Below are 17,914 nucleotides of genomic sequence, written 5' to 3'. Positions count from 1 at the left end.
CGTTCAGTCCTGCGGTCACTGCTGTCACTGGTTGCCGCAGGGGGACGCGCGGTCCGCGTCCAGCCAGGGCAGGTCGTGGCCCATGCGGTCCCGCTTGGTCCGCAGATACCGCAGGTTGTGCTCGCCCGCCTGGACGGGCATGGGCTCGCGCCCGGTGACGCGGAGCCCGTGCCGCACCATGGCGGCCGTCTTGTCCGGATTGTTCGTCATCAGCCGCAGGGAGCGTACGCCGAGGTCGGCGAGCATCTGCGCCGCCGCCGCGTAGTCCCGCGCGTCGGCGGGGAGGCCGAGTTCGAGGTTGGCGTCGAGGGTGTCGCGCCCGCGCTCCTGCAGCTCGTACGCGCGCAGCTTGGACAGCAGGCCGATGCCCCGTCCCTCGTGGCCGCGCAGGTAGAGCACGACGCCGCGGCCCTCCTGCTGGACGCGCTCCAGGGAGGCCCGGAGCTGGGGACCGCAGTCGCAGCGCTGGGAGCCGAAGATATCGCCGGTGAGGCACTCCGAGTGCACCCGGACGAGGACGTCCTCGCCGTCGAGGGCGTCGGCGGGGCCGCCGATGTCGCCCGCGAGGAGCGCGATGTGCTCGACGCCGTCGGCCGCCGAGCGGTACCCGAACGCGCGGAAGTCGCCGTACTCGGTGGGCAGCCGGGTGGCGGCCTCGCGGTGGACGGTGGGCTCGGCGGAGCGGCGGTAGGCGATGAGGTCCTCGATGGAGATGATCGACAGGCCGTGCTTGCGCGCGAACGGCACCAGCTCGGGCAGCCGCAGCATCACGCCGTCCTCACCCGCGATCTCGACGATGGCGGCGGCGGGCCGCAGCCCGGCGAGCCGGGCGAGATCCACGCCGGCCTCGGTGTGGCCCGCGCGGACGAGGACGCCGCCGGACTTCGCGCGCAGCGGGAAGGCGTGGCCGGGGCGGACGAAGTCGGCCGCCCGGGAGTCCGGGTCGGCGAGCAGCCGGATGGTGGTGGCGCGGTCGGCGGCGGAGATGCCGGTGGTGACGCCGTGCGCGGCGGTGGCGTCGACGGTGACGGAGAAGGCGGTTCCCATCGACTCGGTGTTCTCGGCGACCATCTGGGGCAGCGCGAGCCGGTCGAGGTCGGCGGCCTCCATCGGGGTGCAGATCAGGCCCCGGCACTCGCTCATCATGAACGCGACGGTCTCGGGGGTGACCAGCTCGGCGGCCATGACGAGGTCGCCCTCGTTCTCCCTGCTCTCGTCGTCGACGACGACCACGGGACGCCCGGCGGCGATGTCGCGGATCGCGTCCTCGACGGGGTCCAGGACGAGGTCCAGGGGCGACGCGCCGCCCTCGGCGAGGTCGGTCCCGGGACCCGCGTGGGTGTCGTACCAGCTCGGCAGCGCGGTCATGGCAGTGCTCCTTCGCTGTCCTTCGGTGCGTGCCGCGCTCACAGCGCGGCTCCGTTGAGTGCGGGCTCCGGCTGCTGGGCCGGCCGGGCCGTTCCGCTGGCGGCCGCGTCCACACGGGAGCGCAGCCACCAGGCGCGCATGCCCCACAGGACGAGACCGAGATAGATGACGTAGACCAGGCCGGAGAAGGCCAGTCCGCTGCTGAAGGCGAGCGGCACGCCGACTACGTCGACGAGCAGCCACGCGAACCAGAACTCGACCAGGCCGCGCGCCTGCGCGACCATCGCGGCGAGCGTGCCGACGAAGATGTACGCGTCCGGCCAGGGGTTCCAGGACAGGTGCGGCACGAGCGTGAAGAGCCAGCCGACGGCGGCCGTGCCCACGGCGGTGCCCACGAGGAGCACGCCGCGCTCGCGCCAGGTGGCGAAGCGGACGGCGATCGAACCGTCCTGGGCCTTGCGCCTGCCGCGCGTCCACTGCTGCCAGCCCCACAGCGCCACGACGATCACGAGGAGCTGCTTGCCCACTCCCCCGGCGAGCTGCGCGGAGGCGAACGCGGCGATGAGGATCAGGCCGGACAGGAGCTGCGTGGGCCAGGTGAGGACCGAGCGGCGCCAGCCGAGCGCGAGGGCGATGAGGCCGATGGTGTTCCCGAGCATGTCGGACCAGATGACGTGCTGTCCGAACGCCGTGAACGCCTGGGCGTTGAGCCAGTCGAAGACGCTCACTTGCCCGCTCCCGTCCCGGCCGTACGCCCGTCCGCCGTACGGTCACCCGCCGTACGGTCGCCGAGCAGGCGCTCGACGTACTTCGCGAGGACGTCCACCTCCAGGTTGACCGGCTCGCCGGGCTGCTTGTGGCCGAGGGTCGTGAGCGCGAGCGTCGTGGGGATGAGGGAGACGGTGAAGTGCCCGTCGGTGACCTCGACGACGGTCAGGCTGATGCCGTCGACGGTGATGGAGCCCTTCTCCACCAGGTATTTTCCGAGCCCCGGCGGCAGGTCCACGGTGATGTCGGTGCCGCTGTCGGAGTCCGTACGGGCCGCGATCGTGCCGGTGCCGTCGACGTGCCCCTGGACGAGGTGGCCGTCGAGGCGGGCGCCGAGGGCCATGGCGCGCTCCAGGTTGACCCGGGAGCCGGGGGCGAGGGCCCCGAGGCTGGAACGGGAGAGGGTCTCGGCGATGACGTCGGCCGTGAACTCGCCGTCGGCGACGTCGACCACGGTCAGGCACACCCCGTTGACGGCGATCGAGTCGCCGTGTTCGACGTCCCCGGTGACCAGGGGGCCGCGCAGCCGCAGCCGCGCCGCGTCGCCGCGGTCCTCGACGGAGACGACCTCGCCCAGCTCTTCGACAATTCCGGTGAACACTCTCAGGACTCCTCGGTGGCGATGGAGGTGACGGTGGAGGCGTGGCCGCCCGGGGCGGCGGCAGCGGGACCGACGGCGGTGATCCGCAGGTCGGGGCCCAGGCGCGTGGTCTCGCACACGGTGAGCCGCAACGCCTGCGCGATCGTGCTGATTCCCGCGTCGCCCAGCGCGGGCGGCCCGGCGCCGAGCAGGACGGGCGCGACGTAGCCGATGACCCGGTCGACGGCCTGGGCGGCGACGAAGGCGCCCGCGAGGGTGGCGCCGCCTTCGAGCAGGACCGAGCGCACGCCGCGGTCGTGCAGCGCGTCGAGCAGGGCGCGCAGGTCCAGGCCCGTGCCCTCGTGCGCCCGGGAGCGCGGCAGGCGCAGCACCTCGGCGCCGCTCCCCCCGCCCTCCAGCTCGCCCGCGTCGGCGTCCTCCGCGACGGCGACCAGGGTGGGCGCCGCGTCGTCCAGGACGCGGGCGCCGCGCTTGACGGCCGAGGCGTCGGTGTCGAGGACGACGCGCAGGGGCTGCACGGCGCCGGGCACGCCGCGCACCGCGAGGTGCGGGTCGTCGGCGCGCGCCGTGCCCGCGCCGACGAGCACGGCGTCGGACTCGGCGCGCAGCCGGTGCACGTCGGCCCGCGCCTCCTCGGAGGTGATCCAGCGGCTGGAGCCGTCGGCCGCGGCTGTACGGCCGTCGAGCGTGGCGGCGTACTTCCAGGTCACGTACGGGCGGTGGTGGAGGACGGAGGTGAGCCAGGCGATGTTCCCGGCGGCGGCCTCGTCGGCGAACAGGCCGCCCTCGACGTCCACCCCGGCGTCCGCGAGGGCGCGGGCGCCGCCGGTGGCGGTGGGATTCGGGTCGGCGACCGCGTAGACGACACGGGCGATCCCGGCCTCGACGAGAGCCTGGGAGCAGGGGCCCGTGCGACCGGTGTGATTGCAGGGTTCGAGGGTGACGACGGCGGTCCCGCCGCGCGCGTCGTCGCCCGCCTCGGCGAGCGCGTGGACCTCCGCGTGCGGCCCTCCGGCGCGCTGGTGCCAGCCCTCTCCGACGGTGCGCCCGGAACGGTCGAGGATCACGCAGCCGACGACGGGGTTCGGGCTGGTCGCGCCGAGTCCGCGCGCCGCCAGGTCGAGGGCGCGGCGCATGGCGGCGCGCTCGGCCTGCGCGGCCGGGCCTGACGGGCCTGACGGGCCTGCCGAACTCGGGCCTGCCGGGTCCGCCGGGCCTGACGCTCCGGCCGACGGCGATGGCGACGGCTCTGCGGGGTGGGTGGCCACCGGGTCCTCCTGCCTCCTGGGCATGGACTCCGGGGCTGTGCGGGACGCGTGACGGGCACGGTCCCGGGTGGACGCCCCTCACATCGGACACGGGGTCCGCTCCCCGTCGAGGGGCGGAGCCGCCGCGTGACGCGGAGCACCGGTCTCGTCCCGCGCGCACTGCCTCCCATCCGGACTTTCACCGTCGGTCCAGGAATTTCACCTGGTCAACCGGCCGCTGGCTGCGGACGGGTCGCGGACTTTAACCGCCGGCTCGGAATTTCACCGACCCCGGAGTGCGCTGCTGACTCTCACGCACGGCCGCCGCGCGAGCACGACGTCCGTACGTCGTCCAGTCTGCCACGCCCGGCTGTCGGCCATGCGGGCGTCCTCTGTGGGCTGACTCACAGCGAGACCCGAGTGCCGTGCGTGAGCGGCGTTACGGGCGGGTGTTCGAACGGTCACTGAGCTGGGCACGATCCCGCACGAGCCGCAAGGTCCGTACCAGCTAACGGCGGGAGCTGACGCATGCGCACCAGTCGCGAGGGGGCCCTGCCGGCCTCCGTCGTCCGGGCACGGCGGGCCGTGGCCATCGTCTTCGCCGTGCACGGCACGGCCAGCGGCACCTTCGCGACCCGCATCCCCTGGCTGCGCGAGCACCTCGGCCTGAGCCCGGGGTGGCTCGGCCTGGCGCTGGTCTTCATGACGGCGGGCGCCTCGGCCGCGATGCCGCTCTCCGCGCGCCTGGCCCACCGCTACGGGCCCCGGCGCTCCCTGATGTGGCTCTCCGTGCTGTGCTGCGCGGGCCTCACGCTGCCCGCGCTCTCCCCCGCGCTGGGCTGGCTCTGCCTCGCCCTCTTCCTCTACGGCTGCGGGCTCGGCCTCATGGACGTCGCGATGAACGCGCACGGCGTACGGGTCGAGGAGCGCTACGGCCGCTCCGTCATGTCCGGGCTGCACGGCATGTGGAGCGTGGGCACGCTGCTCGGCGGCGCGGGAGGCGCGGTGGCCGCGCACGCCGGGCTGGACGCGCGCGTCCACCTCGGCCTCGTCGCCCCGGTGCTGGCCGTGGTCGCGGTGACGGCGTGCCGCTGGACGCTGCCGGACGACGTGCCGTCGGCCCCCGCGGCCGCCGAGGGGGGCGATGGGAGCGATGAGGCCGATGAGGCGCCGCCGCGCTTCGCACTGCCCTCCCGGGGCGTGCTGGCCATCGGGCTCATTGGCTTCTGCGCGGTCTTCGCGGAGGGCGCGTCGATGGACTGGTCCGGCATCTACCTCGACGACGTGACCGGCGCCGGGCCCGGCCTCGCCGCCTCCGCGTACACGGCGTTCGCCTGCACGATGGCCTCGGCGCGGCTCGCCGGGGACGCGGTCGTACGCCGCCTGGGCCCCGTCCGTACGGTCCGCACGGGCGGAGTGCTGGCGACGCTGGGCGCGGCGCTGGTCGTCGCGGCGCGCGTGCCGGGGGTCGCCGTCGCCGGGTTCGCGCTGATCGGCGTGGGCATCGCGGTCGTGGTCCCGCTCTGCTTCGCGGCGGCGGGCCGGATGCGCGCCGCGGCGCCCGGCCAGGCCATCGCGGGCGTCGCCACGCTGGCGTACGCCTCGGGGCTCGCGGCCCCCGCGGTCGTCGGCTGGATCGCGGAGTCGACCTCGCTGTCGGTGTCGTTCGGCGTGGTGACGGTGCTGTTGGTGGGGTTGATCGCCGGAGCGGGCGTCCTCCGGACGAAGGATGCGCCGCCCCCTGCCCCCACCCACCCTCGCCGGGTACCGGCCGACAAGGGGTAACCCCTTCGACCCACTGAGCGGGGCTTCGCTGCCGTGCGCGCATCGCGGGCCGCGGCTGCGCCGTGGCCAGTCGCGCAGTTCCCCGCGCCCCTAACGGGGCAAGCCCCGCTTCTCCCTCCCGCTCGCTGCGCTTGGGAGGTCTGCGCGGAGGCGCAGGGCTGGCAAGCGCAGCCCACTTCGCCGGGTGCCCCGCGAGGAGGGCTGGGTACGGGGTGCCCCGAGCTGTGCATTGCAGGCTGCGGCTGCGTCGTGGCCGCTCGCGCAGTTCCCCGCGCCCCTGAAGGGGCAAGCCCCGTGGTGTTGTGACCGGGCGCGCCCACGCGGCGGAGCCGCACATCGAACACAGGCCCGCGCCCCTGAAGGGGCAAGCCCCGACGTGTCGTGACCCGTCGCGCCCACGCGGCAGAGCCGCACATCAAACACAGCCCCGCGCCCCGGAGGGGCCAGCTCCGACGTTGTGGGGCCGGCAAGGGGGTGGCGCATAGCATGTGGCCGGTCACCGGAGGCGTGGCTGGAAATCGACACATGGAGAAAAGCATGAGTGGCGGAGGCGGCGGGCTCGGCGTGCGATGGAAGGTGCACGGCGACGGACGCGTCCCGGAGCCCGGCGCCGTCGTACGCCCGGACGAACGGCTGTCATGGCCACGTACGGCCGGCCTCGGCGCCCAGCACGTGGTCGCGATGTTCGGCGCGAGCTTCGTCGCCCCCGTGCTGATGGGGCTCGACCCGAACCTCGCGATCATGATGTCGGGCCTCGCGACCATGCTCTTCCTGCTGGCCACGCGCGGCCGGGTACCGAGCTATCTCGGGTGCAGCCTCTCCTTCGTCGGCGTCGCGGCCGTCATCCGGGGGCAGGGCGGCGACAGCGCGACGATCACCGGCGCGATCCTCGTCGTCGGCGCCGCGCTCTTCCTCGTCGGCCTGGCCGTACGGAAGTTCGGGGCGCGGATCATCCACGCCGCGATGCCGCCCGTGGTGACCGGCGCCGTGGTGATGCTGATCGGCTTCAACCTCGCGCCGGTGACGGCCAGTACGTACTGGCCGCAGGACCAGTGGACGGCGCTGCTGACCATGCTGCTGACGGGGCTGGCCGTCGTGTGCCTGCGGGGCTTCTGGTCCCGGATCGCGATCTTCCTCGGGCTGGTCGTCGGCTATCTGATGTCCTGGCTCTTCGACAAGACGTTCGGGCAGATCCACTCGGCCGACGGCAGCGGCAAGACGACCGACCACTGGCGGCTGGACCTGAGCAAGGTCGGGGACGCCGACTGGTTCGGGCTGCCGTCCGTGCACGGTCCGTCCTTCTCCTGGTCGGCGATCCTCGTCGCGCTGCCGGTCGTGATCGCGCTGGTCGCCGAGAACGCGGGCCACGTCAAGGCCGTCGGCGAGATGACGGGCGACCCCCTCGACGACCAGCTCGGCACCGCCATCGCCGCGGACGGCGCGGGCAGCGTGCTCTCCACCGCCTTCGGCGGCCCCGCGACCACCACGTACTCCGAGAACATCGGCGTCATGGCCGCCACCCGCGTCTACTCCACGGCCGCCTACTGGGCCGCCGCCTGCTTCGCGCTCCTCTTCGGCCTCTGCCCGAAGTTCGGCGCCGTCGTCGCGGCGATCCCCGGCGGGGTGCTCGGCGGCATCACCGTGATCCTCTACGGCATGATCGGCCTGCTCGGCGCGCAGATCTGGATCAACAACAAGGTCGATCTGCGCAACCCGCTCAACCTGGTCCCCGCGGCGGCGGGCATCATCATCGGCGTCGGCGGCGTCAGCCTCAAGATCAGCGACAACTTCGAGCTGAGCGGCATCGCCCTCGGCACGATCGTCGTCCTCACCGGCTACCACGCCCTCAAGGCCCTCGCCCCGCCCCACCTCAAGACCCAGGAGCCCCTCCTCGACGAGGGCACGAGCACCTACGACCCTGATGACGGCGACGGGGAGGGCCCCACCGGCAAGGGCTGAGTCACCCGTGTATGCGTCCGGGCGGCGTCGACGAACGCGTCGATCGCCGCCCGGGTCTCCCCGCGGCGCCGGTCGAGCACCTCGCGGTCGCCGGACCTGTGCATCACCTCGATCCCGCCGAACGCCGCCTCGGCCCGCTCCCGCACCACCGCGTCGTCCGTGAGCATCCGCACCCGGAACAGCGCCTCCTGCGCCGCGCTGCGCAGATCGTACGTCCGCACCTTGGCCTCATCCGGGTCGGAGGGAGGCGGGTCCTCGTGCTCGCAGTACCACCGGTGCACGACGGCGCGGCGGTAATTGACCAAGGCCCCCGCGTACGCGCTGTACGCGTCCAGTCGCTCCTGCCGCAGCCGCTCGTTCCGCGCGAACTCCTCCGTGCGGGCGGCGGCCCGGAGCTGGAACACATGTGTGAGCCCGGCCCCGAACAGGGTGCCGAGCACGGCTATGGCACTGGCGATCACGGTCTCCACCGGGGCCTGCTGCCCCGACCGGAACACCGGGAAACGGCACGGGAGTTGTCCCGCGCCACTACACTCGCTGGCCGCCACACGGGTCAGGGGAGGGCAACGGGTGGATCGGCGTCAGAGATGGATGCTGGTGGCCGGGGGCGTCGTGCTCGCGGCGCTCGCGGGGACGGGGCTCGGGATGCGCGCGGCCGAGGCGGGGCCGTTCGCGGCGGACCGCCTCTGCTGGGGCGCGTGGGCCGAGGGCACGAAGTCGCCGTTCCTCCTGGTCCAGGACGACGGACTGCGGGCGTACGAGAACGCGGAGCGACCGGCGCGCCAGGAGACCCCCTCCCGGGAGCGGCCCCGCGGTTCCTGCGTCGTCACGGCGTCGGACGGCTCTCCCGCGAAGGGGAGCGAGCCCGACCCCTACCGGCTCCGGGCCACCCTCGGGCCCGTTCCCGTCGGGAAGGCCGAACGGGTCTCCTGGCTGTCCGGCTTGCTCGACGCCCGTTCCGTGCCGCTGCCCCGCGGGCTGCCCGGCGTCGTCTCCGAGAGCCGGGGGCTGTTCGTCCTGCCCAAGGGGTGCGCGCGGCAGGGCCGTCCGGCCGTCGTGACGCTGCGCGCCGCCGATCCCGAGACGGACTCCTTCGACAAGGACGCGGCCGAGACCCTCGCATCGCTGCTCGTCTCCGCGGCGAACCGCGGCGCCGAGCTGGCCGGCTGCGAGCCCAAGGCCCCCTGGCCGACGGACGCCCCGGTGCTCGCGCTGCCGCAGGGTGAGTCCGACGACTCCTCCTGCGGCATCGCGGGGCTCGGCGGCGAGGAACGCCGCGGCACACAGGTCGAGTCCACGGTCAGCGCCGTCTCCCGGTCGTTCCAGGCGTGCGGGATCACCGAGAAACCCCTCGACGGGGACCCCGACGTGACGCGCCGGTACGCGATGGTCGCGCGGCCCGGTCTTGTCCGCCTCTTCGACGGGATGACCACGTCCCGCCCCCTGCGCCCCGGATGGCGCGGCACGGGCAGGGTCACGAAGGCGTACGCGCTCGCACGTGCCCGTTGCGGCTCCGGGACGGCCGTCTTCCTCGGATCGCCGGGAGAGACGGGGAGGCTCGGCCGCTTCGCCGACGCCGTCGCGGACCGGCTGGGCTGCCCGCCCGTCGCCTCGCGGGAGGCCGGACGATGACCCCGGAACCGTCGGAAACCCCGGAGAGCGCTCCGCGCCGCCGACGGCGGTTCGTACGGCACCGGTGGACGCGGCTCGGCGCCGCCGCTGCCGTCGGGGTGCTGCTCGGGGCCTCGCTGACCGCCTGGCGGACGGGGGCGCTCACCCCGGACGGCGACGGACGGGCGTGCTGGGACGCGCTCTCCCCCGCCGACGTCCGCGCCGTCGCGGAGTCCGAGGAGACGCCGACGACGGACGAGTTCACCGAACTCGCCGGGCTGCACCCGAACGACGGCCCGCGCGCCTCGTGCCGGATCACCGGCCGGGAGCAGGGCGTCGGCATCGAGCTGCACCGGCTCCGCGACCTGGGCCCCAGGGGCGCGGACCGCGACTGGTCCAGGACGTTCCTCACGGCACGCATGTCCCCGCTGGGCGGCGGCCTGCTCGGCATGGCGTCGGACACCGCCGCCTGGCTCGCCGTCCCGGACGGGTGCGCCGGTCGGTTCAAGTACGAGGGCCCGTTGGTCGTCGACGTGCGGCGCGGACTGGTGAACACGCACGAGGAGCCGCGCGCCGACCGCCGCGAGGTCCTCGCGCACGCGGCGGTCAAGCTGGTCAACGGCGTCATCGACCGGCTCGGCTGCGAACACCACATCCCGCTCCCCCGTCACGACGGGATGCCGCCCCCGCCCCGCTACCGCACCGCGAAGGGCGGCACCCTGTGCGGCGTGCCGGTGCCCCGGGCCGCGCGCGAGGAGAAGGAGCGCCGGATGCGGACCCGGGGCGGCGGCGCCTCGTCCCCGGCGCGCGTCTGCGAGCTGGACCTCCCGCCCGAGCCGCACCTCCGCCTGACCACCGTCCAGGACGCGCGGCTCGCCACCGCCTACGAGAGCCTGGACGCGGGGCCGCGGGTACGCGGAGCGCCGGGATACGGCTACGTCCGCGGCGACGAGGCGATGTTCCGTGCCGTCTGCCAGACCGGCCCGGTCGTCTTCCTCGCGGAGCGCCCGCACAGCCCGGACGAGCCGGAACTCCGCGAGCTGTTCGCCCGCTATGTCGCACGGGAGGCCGAACGACTCGCCTGCGGTCCGGTGGACTTCCGCGCCGCGCCCCGCGACTGAGGCGGAACGGAACGTTCTTCCCCCATCCGTGGGCCGCGTGGGGCGGGTTGGGGGTGTGGAGTCGAGGGGGATGTCACGCTGCGTTTATGACGACTGTGGAGCAGGTGCCCGCGCAGCGGGCGGGGGGACCGGTCCCGATCGCGGACATGGCCGCGCGGATGCGGGCGGTGGGGGCGGGGCTGCCGGTCGGGGACGGGGTGGCGGTGTTCAACCGGGTGTATCTCTCCGTGACCGAGGAGCTCGAACGGCGGCTCGTGGGCGGGCACTTCGCGGACCGGGCGGCCACGGGCGATCTCGGGGCGCGCTTCGCGGCGCGGTATCTGGACGCGGTGGAGGCCGAGGCGGCCGGGCTGCGGACGCCCGCCTGCTGGCGGCCACTGTTCCAGATGCGCCGCCATCCGGCCGTACGGCCGCTCCAGTTCGCGCTCGCGGGGATCAACGCGCACATCGGGCACGACCTTCCGCTCGCCCTCGTGGACACCTGCCGGGCGCGCGGCGGCGGGCCGGAGGAGCTGGAGGCGGACTTCGAGCGGATCGGCGAGCTGCTGACGGGGATGGAGGAGCGGATCCGGGAGGAGCTGATGCCCGGCCCCGATCTGCTCGACGTCGCCGATCCGCTGACGCATCTGGTGGGCTCGTGGAGCCTGGAGCGGGCGCGGGGCGGCGCCTGGGCGGCGTTCCGGGCGCTGTGGGGGCTGCGGGCCTTCGAGGAGCTGGCGGAGGAGACGGCGGAGGGGCTCGACGCGACCGTGGGGATGGCGGGGCGCTGTCTGCTGACGCCGCTGGGCCGCCGCGGGAGCGGGTGAGGCGCCATTGCCGGGTGCCGACGCGGTGGCGTAGGACGGTCCTGATCGACTTTGGGTGAAGGACGTTGTACGGGAGGCGAGATGACACTGCGACTCGGCCTGGGACTTCCGCAGACCGGTACGTACGACATGAGCCGCGATGTGACGGCGGCGGCGCGGGCGGCCGAGGAGTCGGGCTACGACAGCGTGTGGGTGCTGGAGCGGCTGATGCGCCCCGAGGAGCCGCTCGACGACATGTATCTGATCCCGGGTGCGCGCTGGGCGGACTACTTCCGCTCGGTCGCCGATCCCCTGGTGACGCTCTCGCTCGCGGCGGCCGTGACCGAGCGCGTGAAGCTGGGCTCGGCGGTGCTGGTGGGGACGCTGCACCCGCCGTTCCTGCTGGCGCGGGCGCTCGGCTCGCTGGACGCGGCGAGCGGCGGCCGGGTGATCGCGGGCTTCGGGACGGGCTGGTCGCGGGACGAGTACCGCGCGGCGGGCGCCGACCACGCCGGGCGCGGCGCCGCGCTGGACGAGCTGCTGGACGTGTGCGAGGCCGTGTGGGGCCCGGACCCGGTCCCGGCGTACGAGGGGCGGAACACACGCTTCCCCGTGTCGGCCGTCGGGCCCAAGCCGGCGGCGCGTATCCCGGTGCTGCTGGCGGCGGGCAACGAGCGCGCGCAGCGGCGCCTGGTGCGGCGCGCCGACGGCTGGCTGCCGTCCATGGTCACCAACGAGCAGGTGGCCGCCGGGCGGGCGCGCCTCGCGGAGCTGGCTGCCGAGCAGGGGCGCGACCCGTCCGAACTGTCCGTCACCGTACGGGCGTCCGTGCAGCTCTCCGAGAAGCCGGTGGACGGCGCGCGCAAGACGTACCAGGGCAGCGCCGAGCAGATCGTGGAGGACCTGAGGGGCGCCGCCGCGGGCGCCGACGAGGTGCTGCTCGACACCCAGCTCACCTCGCGCGACGTGGACGAGCTGATCGAGAAGGGGCGGCTGCTGGTGAAGGCCGCGCGGGACGCCGGGGTGTAGTGCCCCCCGGCGCCGCACCCCGGCGTCCCGCTCTTCTCCTCCGCCCCCGGTTCCGGTTCCCCCCTGGGCCCCGGCGGACCGGGCCGGGTCAGTCCTCCGGCAGTTCGACCGGGGCGATCTCGTCGTAGGCGTCGCCCGGCCCCGGGTTGCCGGGGTCGGTGGCGCCGCCGAGGTGGCGCATGACGCCCCAGACGGCGTTGAGGGCTGTCTGCACCGCGCCCTCGGCCCAGCCCGCCGTCCAGGAGATGTCGTCGCCCGCGAGGAAGAGGCCGCGGCGGTCCTCGGGGAGGCGGTCCTGCATGAAGTGGGTGAACAGGCGCCGCTGGTAGCGGTAGTGGCCCGGCAGGTTGGCCTTGAACGCGCCCAGGAACCAGGGCTCGTCCTCCCAGGAGACGGTGACCGGGCTGCCGGTGATGTGCTTGCGGATGTCGACGCCCGGATAGATCTCGCCGAGCGACTTGAGCATGACCTCCATCCGCTCGTTCACGTCCAGCGGCAGCCACTTGAGGCTGTCGTCGCACCACGTGTACGAGAGGCAGATGACGGCGGGTTCGTCGGGCCCGTTGTCGAGCAGGTACGTGCCGCGCGTCATGCGGTCGGTGAGCGTCATGCTCATCGTGTCCCGCCCCGTCGCCGGGTCCTGGTCCAGCCAGAACGGCCGGTCCACGGGCACGAACAGCTTGGACGACTCCATGTAGTGCGTGCGCTCGACCGCCGTCCAGTGGTCGATGGGCAGCAGCGCGTCGTCGCAGTCGATACGGGAGAGCAGCATCCAGGACTGCGCGGTGAAGACGGCCGCGCGGTACGTACGGATGTCGCCGTCCGCGTCGGTCACGGTGATCCGGTTGCCCGCGGTGCGGTGGAGCCGGGTGACGGCGGGCCGGTGCTGCCCGTTCGGGTGCAGGGTGGCGAGGCTGGTGCCCCGCGGCCAGTGGAGGAGCTTGTCCGGCGCGTGCTCCCACAGGCGCAGCGGGAGCTGCTGGCTGCCGCCGGTGATGCCGCGGTGGTCGTCGTCGGCGCCGGTGTAGACGACGCGGAGGATCTCCAGGATCGAGTTGGGGAAGTCGGTGTCCCAGCCGCCCGTGCCGAAGCCGACCTGGCCGAAGATCTCCCGGTGCCGGAAGGAGGCGAAGGACGGGGAGTCGCAGAGGAAGCCGTAGAACGTCTGGTCGTCCAGCTTCTCGACCAGCCGGGACCAGATCTCGCGGATGCGGGGCACGTCCCGCTCGCGTATCGCGCGCTGCATGGCGGAGAAGTCGGCGCCCTCCTCCAGGCAGGCGTTCCAGGCCTCCATCACCCGGTGGTAGACGGGCGGCAGGTCGTCGAGCGTACGGGCGTAGTGCGACTCGCCCTTGAGGTCGACCACGGTCGAGGGGGTGTCGGGCGCGAGCGGGTTGGGGAACGGGTGGGTCTCCAGGCCGGCGAGGTCCACGTAGTGCTGGAACGCGGTCGAGGACGGCGGGAAGCGCATCGCGCCCATCTCGGCGGTCAGCGAGGGGTCGGCGCCGTCGAAGGTCTCGGTGCGCAGCCGGCCGCCGATCCGGTCGGCCTCGTACACGACGGGCTTGAGGCCCATCTTCATCAGCTCGTACGCGGTGACGATGCCGGAGAGCCCGCCGCCGATGACGGCGACCTCGGTACCGTGCTCGGTCGCGGGGACGGAGCCGAGCCCGGCGGGGTGGTCCAGGTAATCGTCGTACGCGAAGGGGAAGTCCGGGCCGAACATGGTCAGCGGCGGGGCCGTCTCGGGCGTCCCGGTCCGCTCCTCGTGGACGGAGGTGGGCACGGTGGACGTCATGGTGGCACTGCTCCTGGGGTGAACGTGAACGGGCGGGACGGAGGAAGGGGCGGCGGAGGGGGCGGGGCGGGACCGGCGGCGACGGGCCCGGTGCTTCGGCCGGTCAGGCGCCGTACAGGTCGGGGCGCCGGTCGGCGAGGTAGGGGCTGTCCTCGCGGGAGGCCCGCAGCAGGGCCGGGTCCACGTCGGCGAACAGCAGTTCCTCGCCGGTCCCCGCCCGCGCGGGCACGGTGCCGTCGGGCGCGGCGAGGCAGCTCAGCCCGGTGAAGTCGAGGGGGCCCTCGGGGCCGACGCGGTTCGCGTACGCCACGTAGAGCTGGCTCTCGACGGCGCGCGCGGGCACGAGCGTGCGGGCGACCGTCTCGTACGGGCTCATCAGCGCGGTCGGCACCAGCAGCAGGTCGGTCCCGGCGAGGGCGTGGGCGCGGACGGCCTCGGGGAACTCCACGTCGTAGCAGACGAGCATGCCGAGGCGGAGCCCGTGCAGCTCGGCCTGGACGACGAGCCGGTCGCCCGGCACGAAGTGCTTGCGCTCGTACGGGCCGTAGAGGTGCGTCTTGCGGTAGCCCGCGAGGCGGGTGCCGTCGGGGCCGAGGAGCGCGGCGGAGTTGTGGACGGCCGCGCCGTCGCGCTCGGGGTAGCCGTAGGCGAGGGCGATGCCGTGCTCGGCGGCGACGGCGGCGAGGCGGCGCGCGGAGGGCCCGTCGGCGGGCTCGGCGGCGCGGTCCACGCCGTCCCCGAGGGCGTAGCCGGTGAGGGCCAGCTCGGGCGCGACCAGCAGCGCGGCGCCGCCCGCAGCGGCACGGCGGGCGGCGTCGTCGAGAACGTCGACCCCGGGGCGCGAGGTCTGAAGCAGGGCGATACGCACCCGATCGACGCTAATGGCACCCATGGGCGGTCACAAGACGTGGATCTTGCGCGTCATGGGTCGATCTGTTGTGTGGGAACGGGGTGGAACGGCGATCCGTTGCGCCGCGAGGAAGCGAGCGGGCTCAGACCGGCGGGCCCGCCGTATAGCGCCTGAGCAGCGGAGAGAGCACGAGCACCGATTTCGTGCGCTCCACGAAGGGCTCCCCGGCGATGCGCTCCAGGACCTGCTCGAAGTGACGCATGTCGGAGGCGAAGATCTGCACGAGCGCGTCGGCGTCGCCCGTGACCGTGGAGGCGGCGGCGACCTCGGGATAGCGGGACAGGCCGCGGTGGATGTCGTCGGGGGTGGTGTGCGAGCGGCAGTACATCTCGATGAAGCCCTCGGTCTTCCAGCCGAGCGCGGCGGGGTCGACGCGCACGGTGAAGCCCGTGATGGCGCCCTGCTCCCGCAGCCGGTCCACGCGGCGCTTGACGGCGGGCGCGGAGAGGCCGACCTCGGCGCCGATGTCGGCGTAGGTGCGGCGCGCGTCTTCGGCGAGGGCGTGGACGATGCGTTCGTCGAGGTCGTTCAGTGACACGGGAGCAGTAGAACACGGCCTTCCGCGCGCCCGCGCGCCCCTCCGCACGGCGGAACCGGCGCCCGTCCGCACGGCGGGAACCGGCGCCCGCACGGCGGAACGGGCGCCCGCATGACGGCGAGTCCCCCGTCGTGTGAGCGGACGATGACAGCCCGGCCGAGGGCCGGTCCGGGCTGGTTGCCTGACGCCATGAACACCGACACCAGCCCCCAGCGGCCCGAAACCGCCCCCGTCACCGCCTCCGTCACCGCCCCCGTCCCCCGGCGGGCCCGGTCCGCCCGCCGCCGCCCCTCCGTGGCCGTCCCCCTGGTGCTGGCCGCCGCCGGACTGGCCGTCACGGTGGCCGCGGGCTGCGGCGCGACCGGCACGTCCGACGCGTCCGACGCGAAGTCCCCGGAGTCCGCGGGCTCCTCGGGCTCCGGCTCCGGCCGGCAGTCACCGAAGAGCACGGGCAAGAGGGTGCTGTGGGTCGGCGATTCCATAGCCGGTACCCAGGCCCCGCCGACGGCGGCGGCGCTCAAGGCGAGCGGCGTGACGTTCGAGGACGCCTCCTCCACCGGCGGCGGCACGATCGTCGAGGGGGACAAGATGGCCCGGCAGATCGCGGCAGGCACCTGGAAGAGCCTCGCCAAGCACGTCAAGTCCTTCCGCCCGAACGTGATCGCCTACCAGATCACCACGTACGACTGGGGCACCCCCGCCCAGCAGCGGGCCTCGTACGAGAAGCTCGCGAAGACCGCGCGGGACGCCGACGCCGACCTCTTCCTCGTCACGGCCCCGCCGTTCAAGATCGACGATTTCTACGCGAAGTACCGGGGTCCGATCAAGAGCGCGCCGGAGGCGGCCGAGCGGGCGGCGCGGAACAGCGGCGGCCACGTCCACTTCCTCGACGCCTCCAAGCTGTGGGGAACCGACGCCTCCGCGTCGAAGGCCCAGCGCGCCAAGGACGGCATCCACTCGTGCCAGCAGGGCTCCGCCACCTTCGCCCAGTGGTTCACCAAGCGTCTCGGCAGCACGTACGACTTCACCCCGGCCCCGCCGCAGAAGTGGGCGAACGGCCCGTGGACGGGCGACAAGGCGTACGCGAAGCTCGGCTGTGAGTGAAACGCGCGGCCGTCACCGGTCCGCCGGAACTCCGGAGACCACCGCCGCCCGCCCCTCCACAGGCGCGGCGAAGCGCCCCCACCTCGCCCCGCTCGACGGCCTGCGCGGGTGCGCGGTCCTCGCCGTGCTGCTCTTCCACGCCGGGCACCTGGCCGGGGGCTTCCTCGGGGTCGATCTCTTCTTCGTCCTGTCCGGGTTCCTCATCACCGGCCTGCTGCTGGGCGAGGTGACGGTCCGGGGGCGGGTGCGCCTGGGCGCGTTCTGGGCGCGGCGGGCACGCCGACTGCTGCCCGCGCTGGGCGTCATGGGCACCGCGGCCCTGCCGCTCGCCTGGGCCTTCGGGTCCCCGACGCTGCTGCGCCTCGCCCGCGAGGACGCCCCGTGGGCGGCGGCGCAGGCCGTGAACTGGCACTTCGTCACCGAGCGGATCGGCTACTGGAACGCCTCCGGCACCCGGGTCTTCGCACATCTGTGGAGCATCGCCGTCGAGTGGCAGTTCTATCTGGCATGGCCGCTCGTCGTCGCCGTCGCGGGGCGCGGCCGTGGCGGCCACGGCCGGATCGCGGCGCTGGCCACGGCGGGCGCGCTCGGCTCGCTCGCGCTCATGTTCGTCCTCGGCCGGGGCGTGGACACCACCCGGGCCTACGAGGGCACGGACACCCGGGCCTTCGCCCTGCTGCTCGGCGCGCTCGCGGCCACCGCGCCCGTACGGACCCTGGCGGCCCGCGTGCCCCGGGCCGCCGCCGACGCGGGGTGCGCGGCGCTGCTCGCCGGTCTCGGCATCGCGTGGGCGCTCACCGACGGACAGAACGCGCCGGGGCTCTTCCGGGGCGGGCTGTTCGCCCACTCGCTGGCCTGCGCCGTGCTGATCGCGCTGCTCGCGGCGTCCCCGGACGGCCGCGTCGGCAAGGCCGTGGGCAGCACCGTCCCGCGCCGCCTCGGGGAACTGTCGTACAGCCTCTATCTGTGGCACTGGCCGGTCTATCTGCTGCTGCCGCAGAAGGTGCTCGGCCTCGGCGGGTGGGGCCGTACGGCCGCGGCGGTCGGGATCTCCCTCGCCGCCGCCGCGCTGTCGAAGGTCCTCGTGGAGGACGCGGTGCGGTTCCGGGCCCCCTGGACTGCCGGACGCCGAGGGCTGCTCGCGCTCGCCGTCTCGGCCGCGGTGGCGGCGGCCGTGTGGGCGGCCGTGCCGCAGCCCCGGGAGGGGGCGGGGACGGTGGACGTCGATCAGTTGGTGACGCCGTGAAGCGCAACCCTCCGCCGTCCGCGCACGGTCATGGACGAGACTCG

Annotated in this window: 16 protein-coding genes and 1 riboswitch; of the genes, 8 read left to right on the top strand and 8 right to left on the bottom strand. The window is 74.2% G+C overall.

The window, feature by feature from the left end; all coding sequences use genetic code 11:
• Positions 1-24: 24 nt before the first annotated feature.
• From ABD343_RS38985 to ribD, 4 genes are read right to left on the bottom strand one after another with little or no spacing between them, the layout of a single operon-like run.
• Positions 25-1,368 (bottom strand): bifunctional 3,4-dihydroxy-2-butanone-4-phosphate synthase/GTP cyclohydrolase II, encoded by a 1,344-nt coding sequence (locus ABD343_RS38985; RefSeq protein ID WP_344535429.1) that lies wholly within the window; start codon positions 1,366-1,368, stop codon positions 25-27.
• Positions 1,369-1,406: 38 nt separating this feature from the next.
• Positions 1,407-2,096 carry a nicotinamide mononucleotide transporter family protein gene (locus tag ABD343_RS38980; RefSeq protein ID WP_344535427.1) on the bottom strand — a complete coding sequence of 230 codons (690 nt, stop codon included), beginning with the start codon at positions 2,094-2,096 and terminating at the stop codon, positions 1,407-1,409.
• The gene (locus ABD343_RS38975; protein WP_344535425.1) at positions 2,093-2,737 is read right to left on the bottom strand and encodes a riboflavin synthase; all 645 of its coding nucleotides are present in this window, start codon (positions 2,735-2,737) and stop codon (positions 2,093-2,095) included. The genes ABD343_RS38980 and ABD343_RS38975 overlap by 4 nt, the downstream gene beginning before the upstream one ends.
• 2 nt (positions 2,738-2,739) lie before the next feature.
• Positions 2,740-3,873 (bottom strand): bifunctional diaminohydroxyphosphoribosylaminopyrimidine deaminase/5-amino-6-(5-phosphoribosylamino)uracil reductase RibD, encoded by a 1,134-nt coding sequence (ribD, locus tag ABD343_RS38970; RefSeq protein ID WP_344535424.1) that lies wholly within the window; start codon positions 3,871-3,873, stop codon positions 2,740-2,742.
• A gap of 284 nt (positions 3,874-4,157) precedes the next feature.
• A riboswitch (FMN riboswitch) is annotated at positions 4,158-4,288 on the bottom strand.
• Positions 4,289-4,512: 224 nt separating this feature from the next.
• Here ribD and ABD343_RS38965 point away from each other — a divergent pair.
• Entirely contained in the window at positions 4,513-5,769 is a 1,257-nt protein-coding gene (locus ABD343_RS38965; protein WP_344535422.1) for an MFS transporter, read from the top strand.
• Positions 5,770-6,306: 537 nt separating this feature from the next.
• Positions 6,307-7,728: a uracil-xanthine permease family protein gene (locus ABD343_RS38960; protein ID WP_344535421.1), complete on the top strand. Its 1,422-nt coding sequence runs from the start codon at positions 6,307-6,309 to the stop codon at positions 7,726-7,728.
• Here ABD343_RS38960 and ABD343_RS38955 read toward each other — a convergent pair.
• Positions 7,680-8,198 (bottom strand): hypothetical protein, encoded by a 519-nt coding sequence (locus tag ABD343_RS38955; protein ID WP_344535419.1) that lies wholly within the window; start codon positions 8,196-8,198, stop codon positions 7,680-7,682. The two genes, ABD343_RS38960 and ABD343_RS38955, sit on opposite strands and share 49 nt — an antisense overlap.
• A 100-nt stretch (positions 8,199-8,298) precedes the next feature.
• On the opposite strand from ABD343_RS38955, the gene ABD343_RS38950 reads away from it, so the two are divergent.
• From ABD343_RS38950 to ABD343_RS38935, 4 genes are all read left to right on the top strand, one after another.
• Positions 8,299-9,360 (top strand): hypothetical protein, encoded by a 1,062-nt coding sequence (locus ABD343_RS38950; RefSeq protein ID WP_344535418.1) that lies wholly within the window; start codon positions 8,299-8,301, stop codon positions 9,358-9,360.
• The gene (locus tag ABD343_RS38945) at positions 9,357-10,460 is read left to right on the top strand and encodes a hypothetical protein (protein WP_344535417.1); all 1,104 of its coding nucleotides are present in this window, start codon (positions 9,357-9,359) and stop codon (positions 10,458-10,460) included. The genes ABD343_RS38950 and ABD343_RS38945 overlap by 4 nt, the downstream gene beginning before the upstream one ends.
• 86 nt (positions 10,461-10,546) lie before the next feature.
• On the top strand, positions 10,547-11,266 hold the full coding sequence (locus tag ABD343_RS38940) for a DUF5995 family protein (RefSeq protein WP_344535416.1): 720 nt from the start codon (positions 10,547-10,549) through the stop codon (positions 11,264-11,266).
• Positions 11,267-11,347: 81 nt separating this feature from the next.
• Complete coding sequence (locus ABD343_RS38935; RefSeq protein ID WP_344535415.1) at positions 11,348-12,274, top strand: TIGR03619 family F420-dependent LLM class oxidoreductase; 927 nt, start codon at positions 11,348-11,350, stop codon at positions 12,272-12,274.
• A gap of 88 nt (positions 12,275-12,362) precedes the next feature.
• On the opposite strand, the gene ABD343_RS38930 is transcribed toward ABD343_RS38935, so the two are convergent.
• The 3 genes from ABD343_RS38930 to ABD343_RS38920 all read right to left on the bottom strand — a co-directional run bounded on the left by ABD343_RS38930 (position 12,363) and on the right by ABD343_RS38920 (position 15,520).
• Complete coding sequence (locus tag ABD343_RS38930) at positions 12,363-14,072, bottom strand: flavin monoamine oxidase family protein (protein ID WP_344535414.1); 1,710 nt, start codon at positions 14,070-14,072, stop codon at positions 12,363-12,365.
• Positions 14,073-14,175: 103 nt separating this feature from the next.
• A complete protein-coding gene (locus ABD343_RS38925) occupies positions 14,176-14,964 on the bottom strand; it encodes a carbon-nitrogen hydrolase family protein (RefSeq protein ID WP_344535413.1) in 789 nt (262 codons plus the stop codon).
• A 100-nt stretch (positions 14,965-15,064) separates the two neighbouring features.
• The gene (locus ABD343_RS38920; protein WP_344535412.1) at positions 15,065-15,520 is read right to left on the bottom strand and encodes an Lrp/AsnC family transcriptional regulator; all 456 of its coding nucleotides are present in this window, start codon (positions 15,518-15,520) and stop codon (positions 15,065-15,067) included.
• A gap of 189 nt (positions 15,521-15,709) precedes the next feature.
• Here ABD343_RS38920 and ABD343_RS38915 point away from each other — a divergent pair, with 189 nt between their 5' ends.
• Together ABD343_RS38915 and ABD343_RS38910 are read left to right on the top strand one after the other, a co-directional pair.
• Positions 15,710-16,624, top strand: coding sequence for an SGNH/GDSL hydrolase family protein (locus tag ABD343_RS38915; RefSeq protein WP_344535411.1), 915 nt, complete (start codon positions 15,710-15,712; stop codon positions 16,622-16,624).
• On the top strand, positions 16,617-17,870 hold the full coding sequence (locus ABD343_RS38910; protein ID WP_344535410.1) for an acyltransferase family protein: 1,254 nt from the start codon (positions 16,617-16,619) through the stop codon (positions 17,868-17,870). The genes ABD343_RS38915 and ABD343_RS38910 overlap by 8 nt, the downstream gene beginning before the upstream one ends.
• Positions 17,871-17,914 lie beyond the last annotated feature (44 nt).

Source organism: Streptomyces albiaxialis (genome assembly GCF_039530985.1).
Lineage (GTDB): Bacteria > Actinomycetota > Actinomycetes > Streptomycetales > Streptomycetaceae > Streptomyces > Streptomyces albiaxialis.
The sequence above is the reverse complement of the archived record's forward strand: the minus strand, read 5'-3'. Positions and strand labels throughout refer to the sequence as shown.

Bases quoted from the DNA above. Each gene is read 5' to 3' on its own strand.
- ABD343_RS38985 (WP_344535429.1), bottom strand. From the start codon at position 1,368: ATGACCGCGCTGCCGAGCTGGTACGACACCCACGCGGGTCCCGGGACC.
- ribD (WP_344535424.1), bottom strand. From the start codon at position 3,873: ATGCGCCGCGCCCTCGACCTGGCGGCGCGCGGACTCGGCGCGACCAGC.
- ABD343_RS38965 (WP_344535422.1), top strand. From the start codon at position 4,513: ATGCGCACCAGTCGCGAGGGGGCCCTGCCGGCCTCCGTCGTCCGGGCA.
- ABD343_RS38960 (WP_344535421.1), top strand. From the start codon at position 6,307: ATGAGTGGCGGAGGCGGCGGGCTCGGCGTGCGATGGAAGGTGCACGGC.
- ABD343_RS38945 (WP_344535417.1), top strand. From the start codon at position 9,357: ATGACCCCGGAACCGTCGGAAACCCCGGAGAGCGCTCCGCGCCGCCGA.
- ABD343_RS38940 (WP_344535416.1), top strand. From the start codon at position 10,547: ATGACGACTGTGGAGCAGGTGCCCGCGCAGCGGGCGGGGGGACCGGTC.
- ABD343_RS38935 (WP_344535415.1), top strand. From the start codon at position 11,348: ATGACACTGCGACTCGGCCTGGGACTTCCGCAGACCGGTACGTACGAC.
- ABD343_RS38930 (WP_344535414.1), bottom strand. From the start codon at position 14,072: ATGACGTCCACCGTGCCCACCTCCGTCCACGAGGAGCGGACCGGGACG.
- ABD343_RS38925 (WP_344535413.1), bottom strand. From the start codon at position 14,964: ATGGGTGCCATTAGCGTCGATCGGGTGCGTATCGCCCTGCTTCAGACC.
- ABD343_RS38915 (WP_344535411.1), top strand. From the start codon at position 15,710: ATGAACACCGACACCAGCCCCCAGCGGCCCGAAACCGCCCCCGTCACC.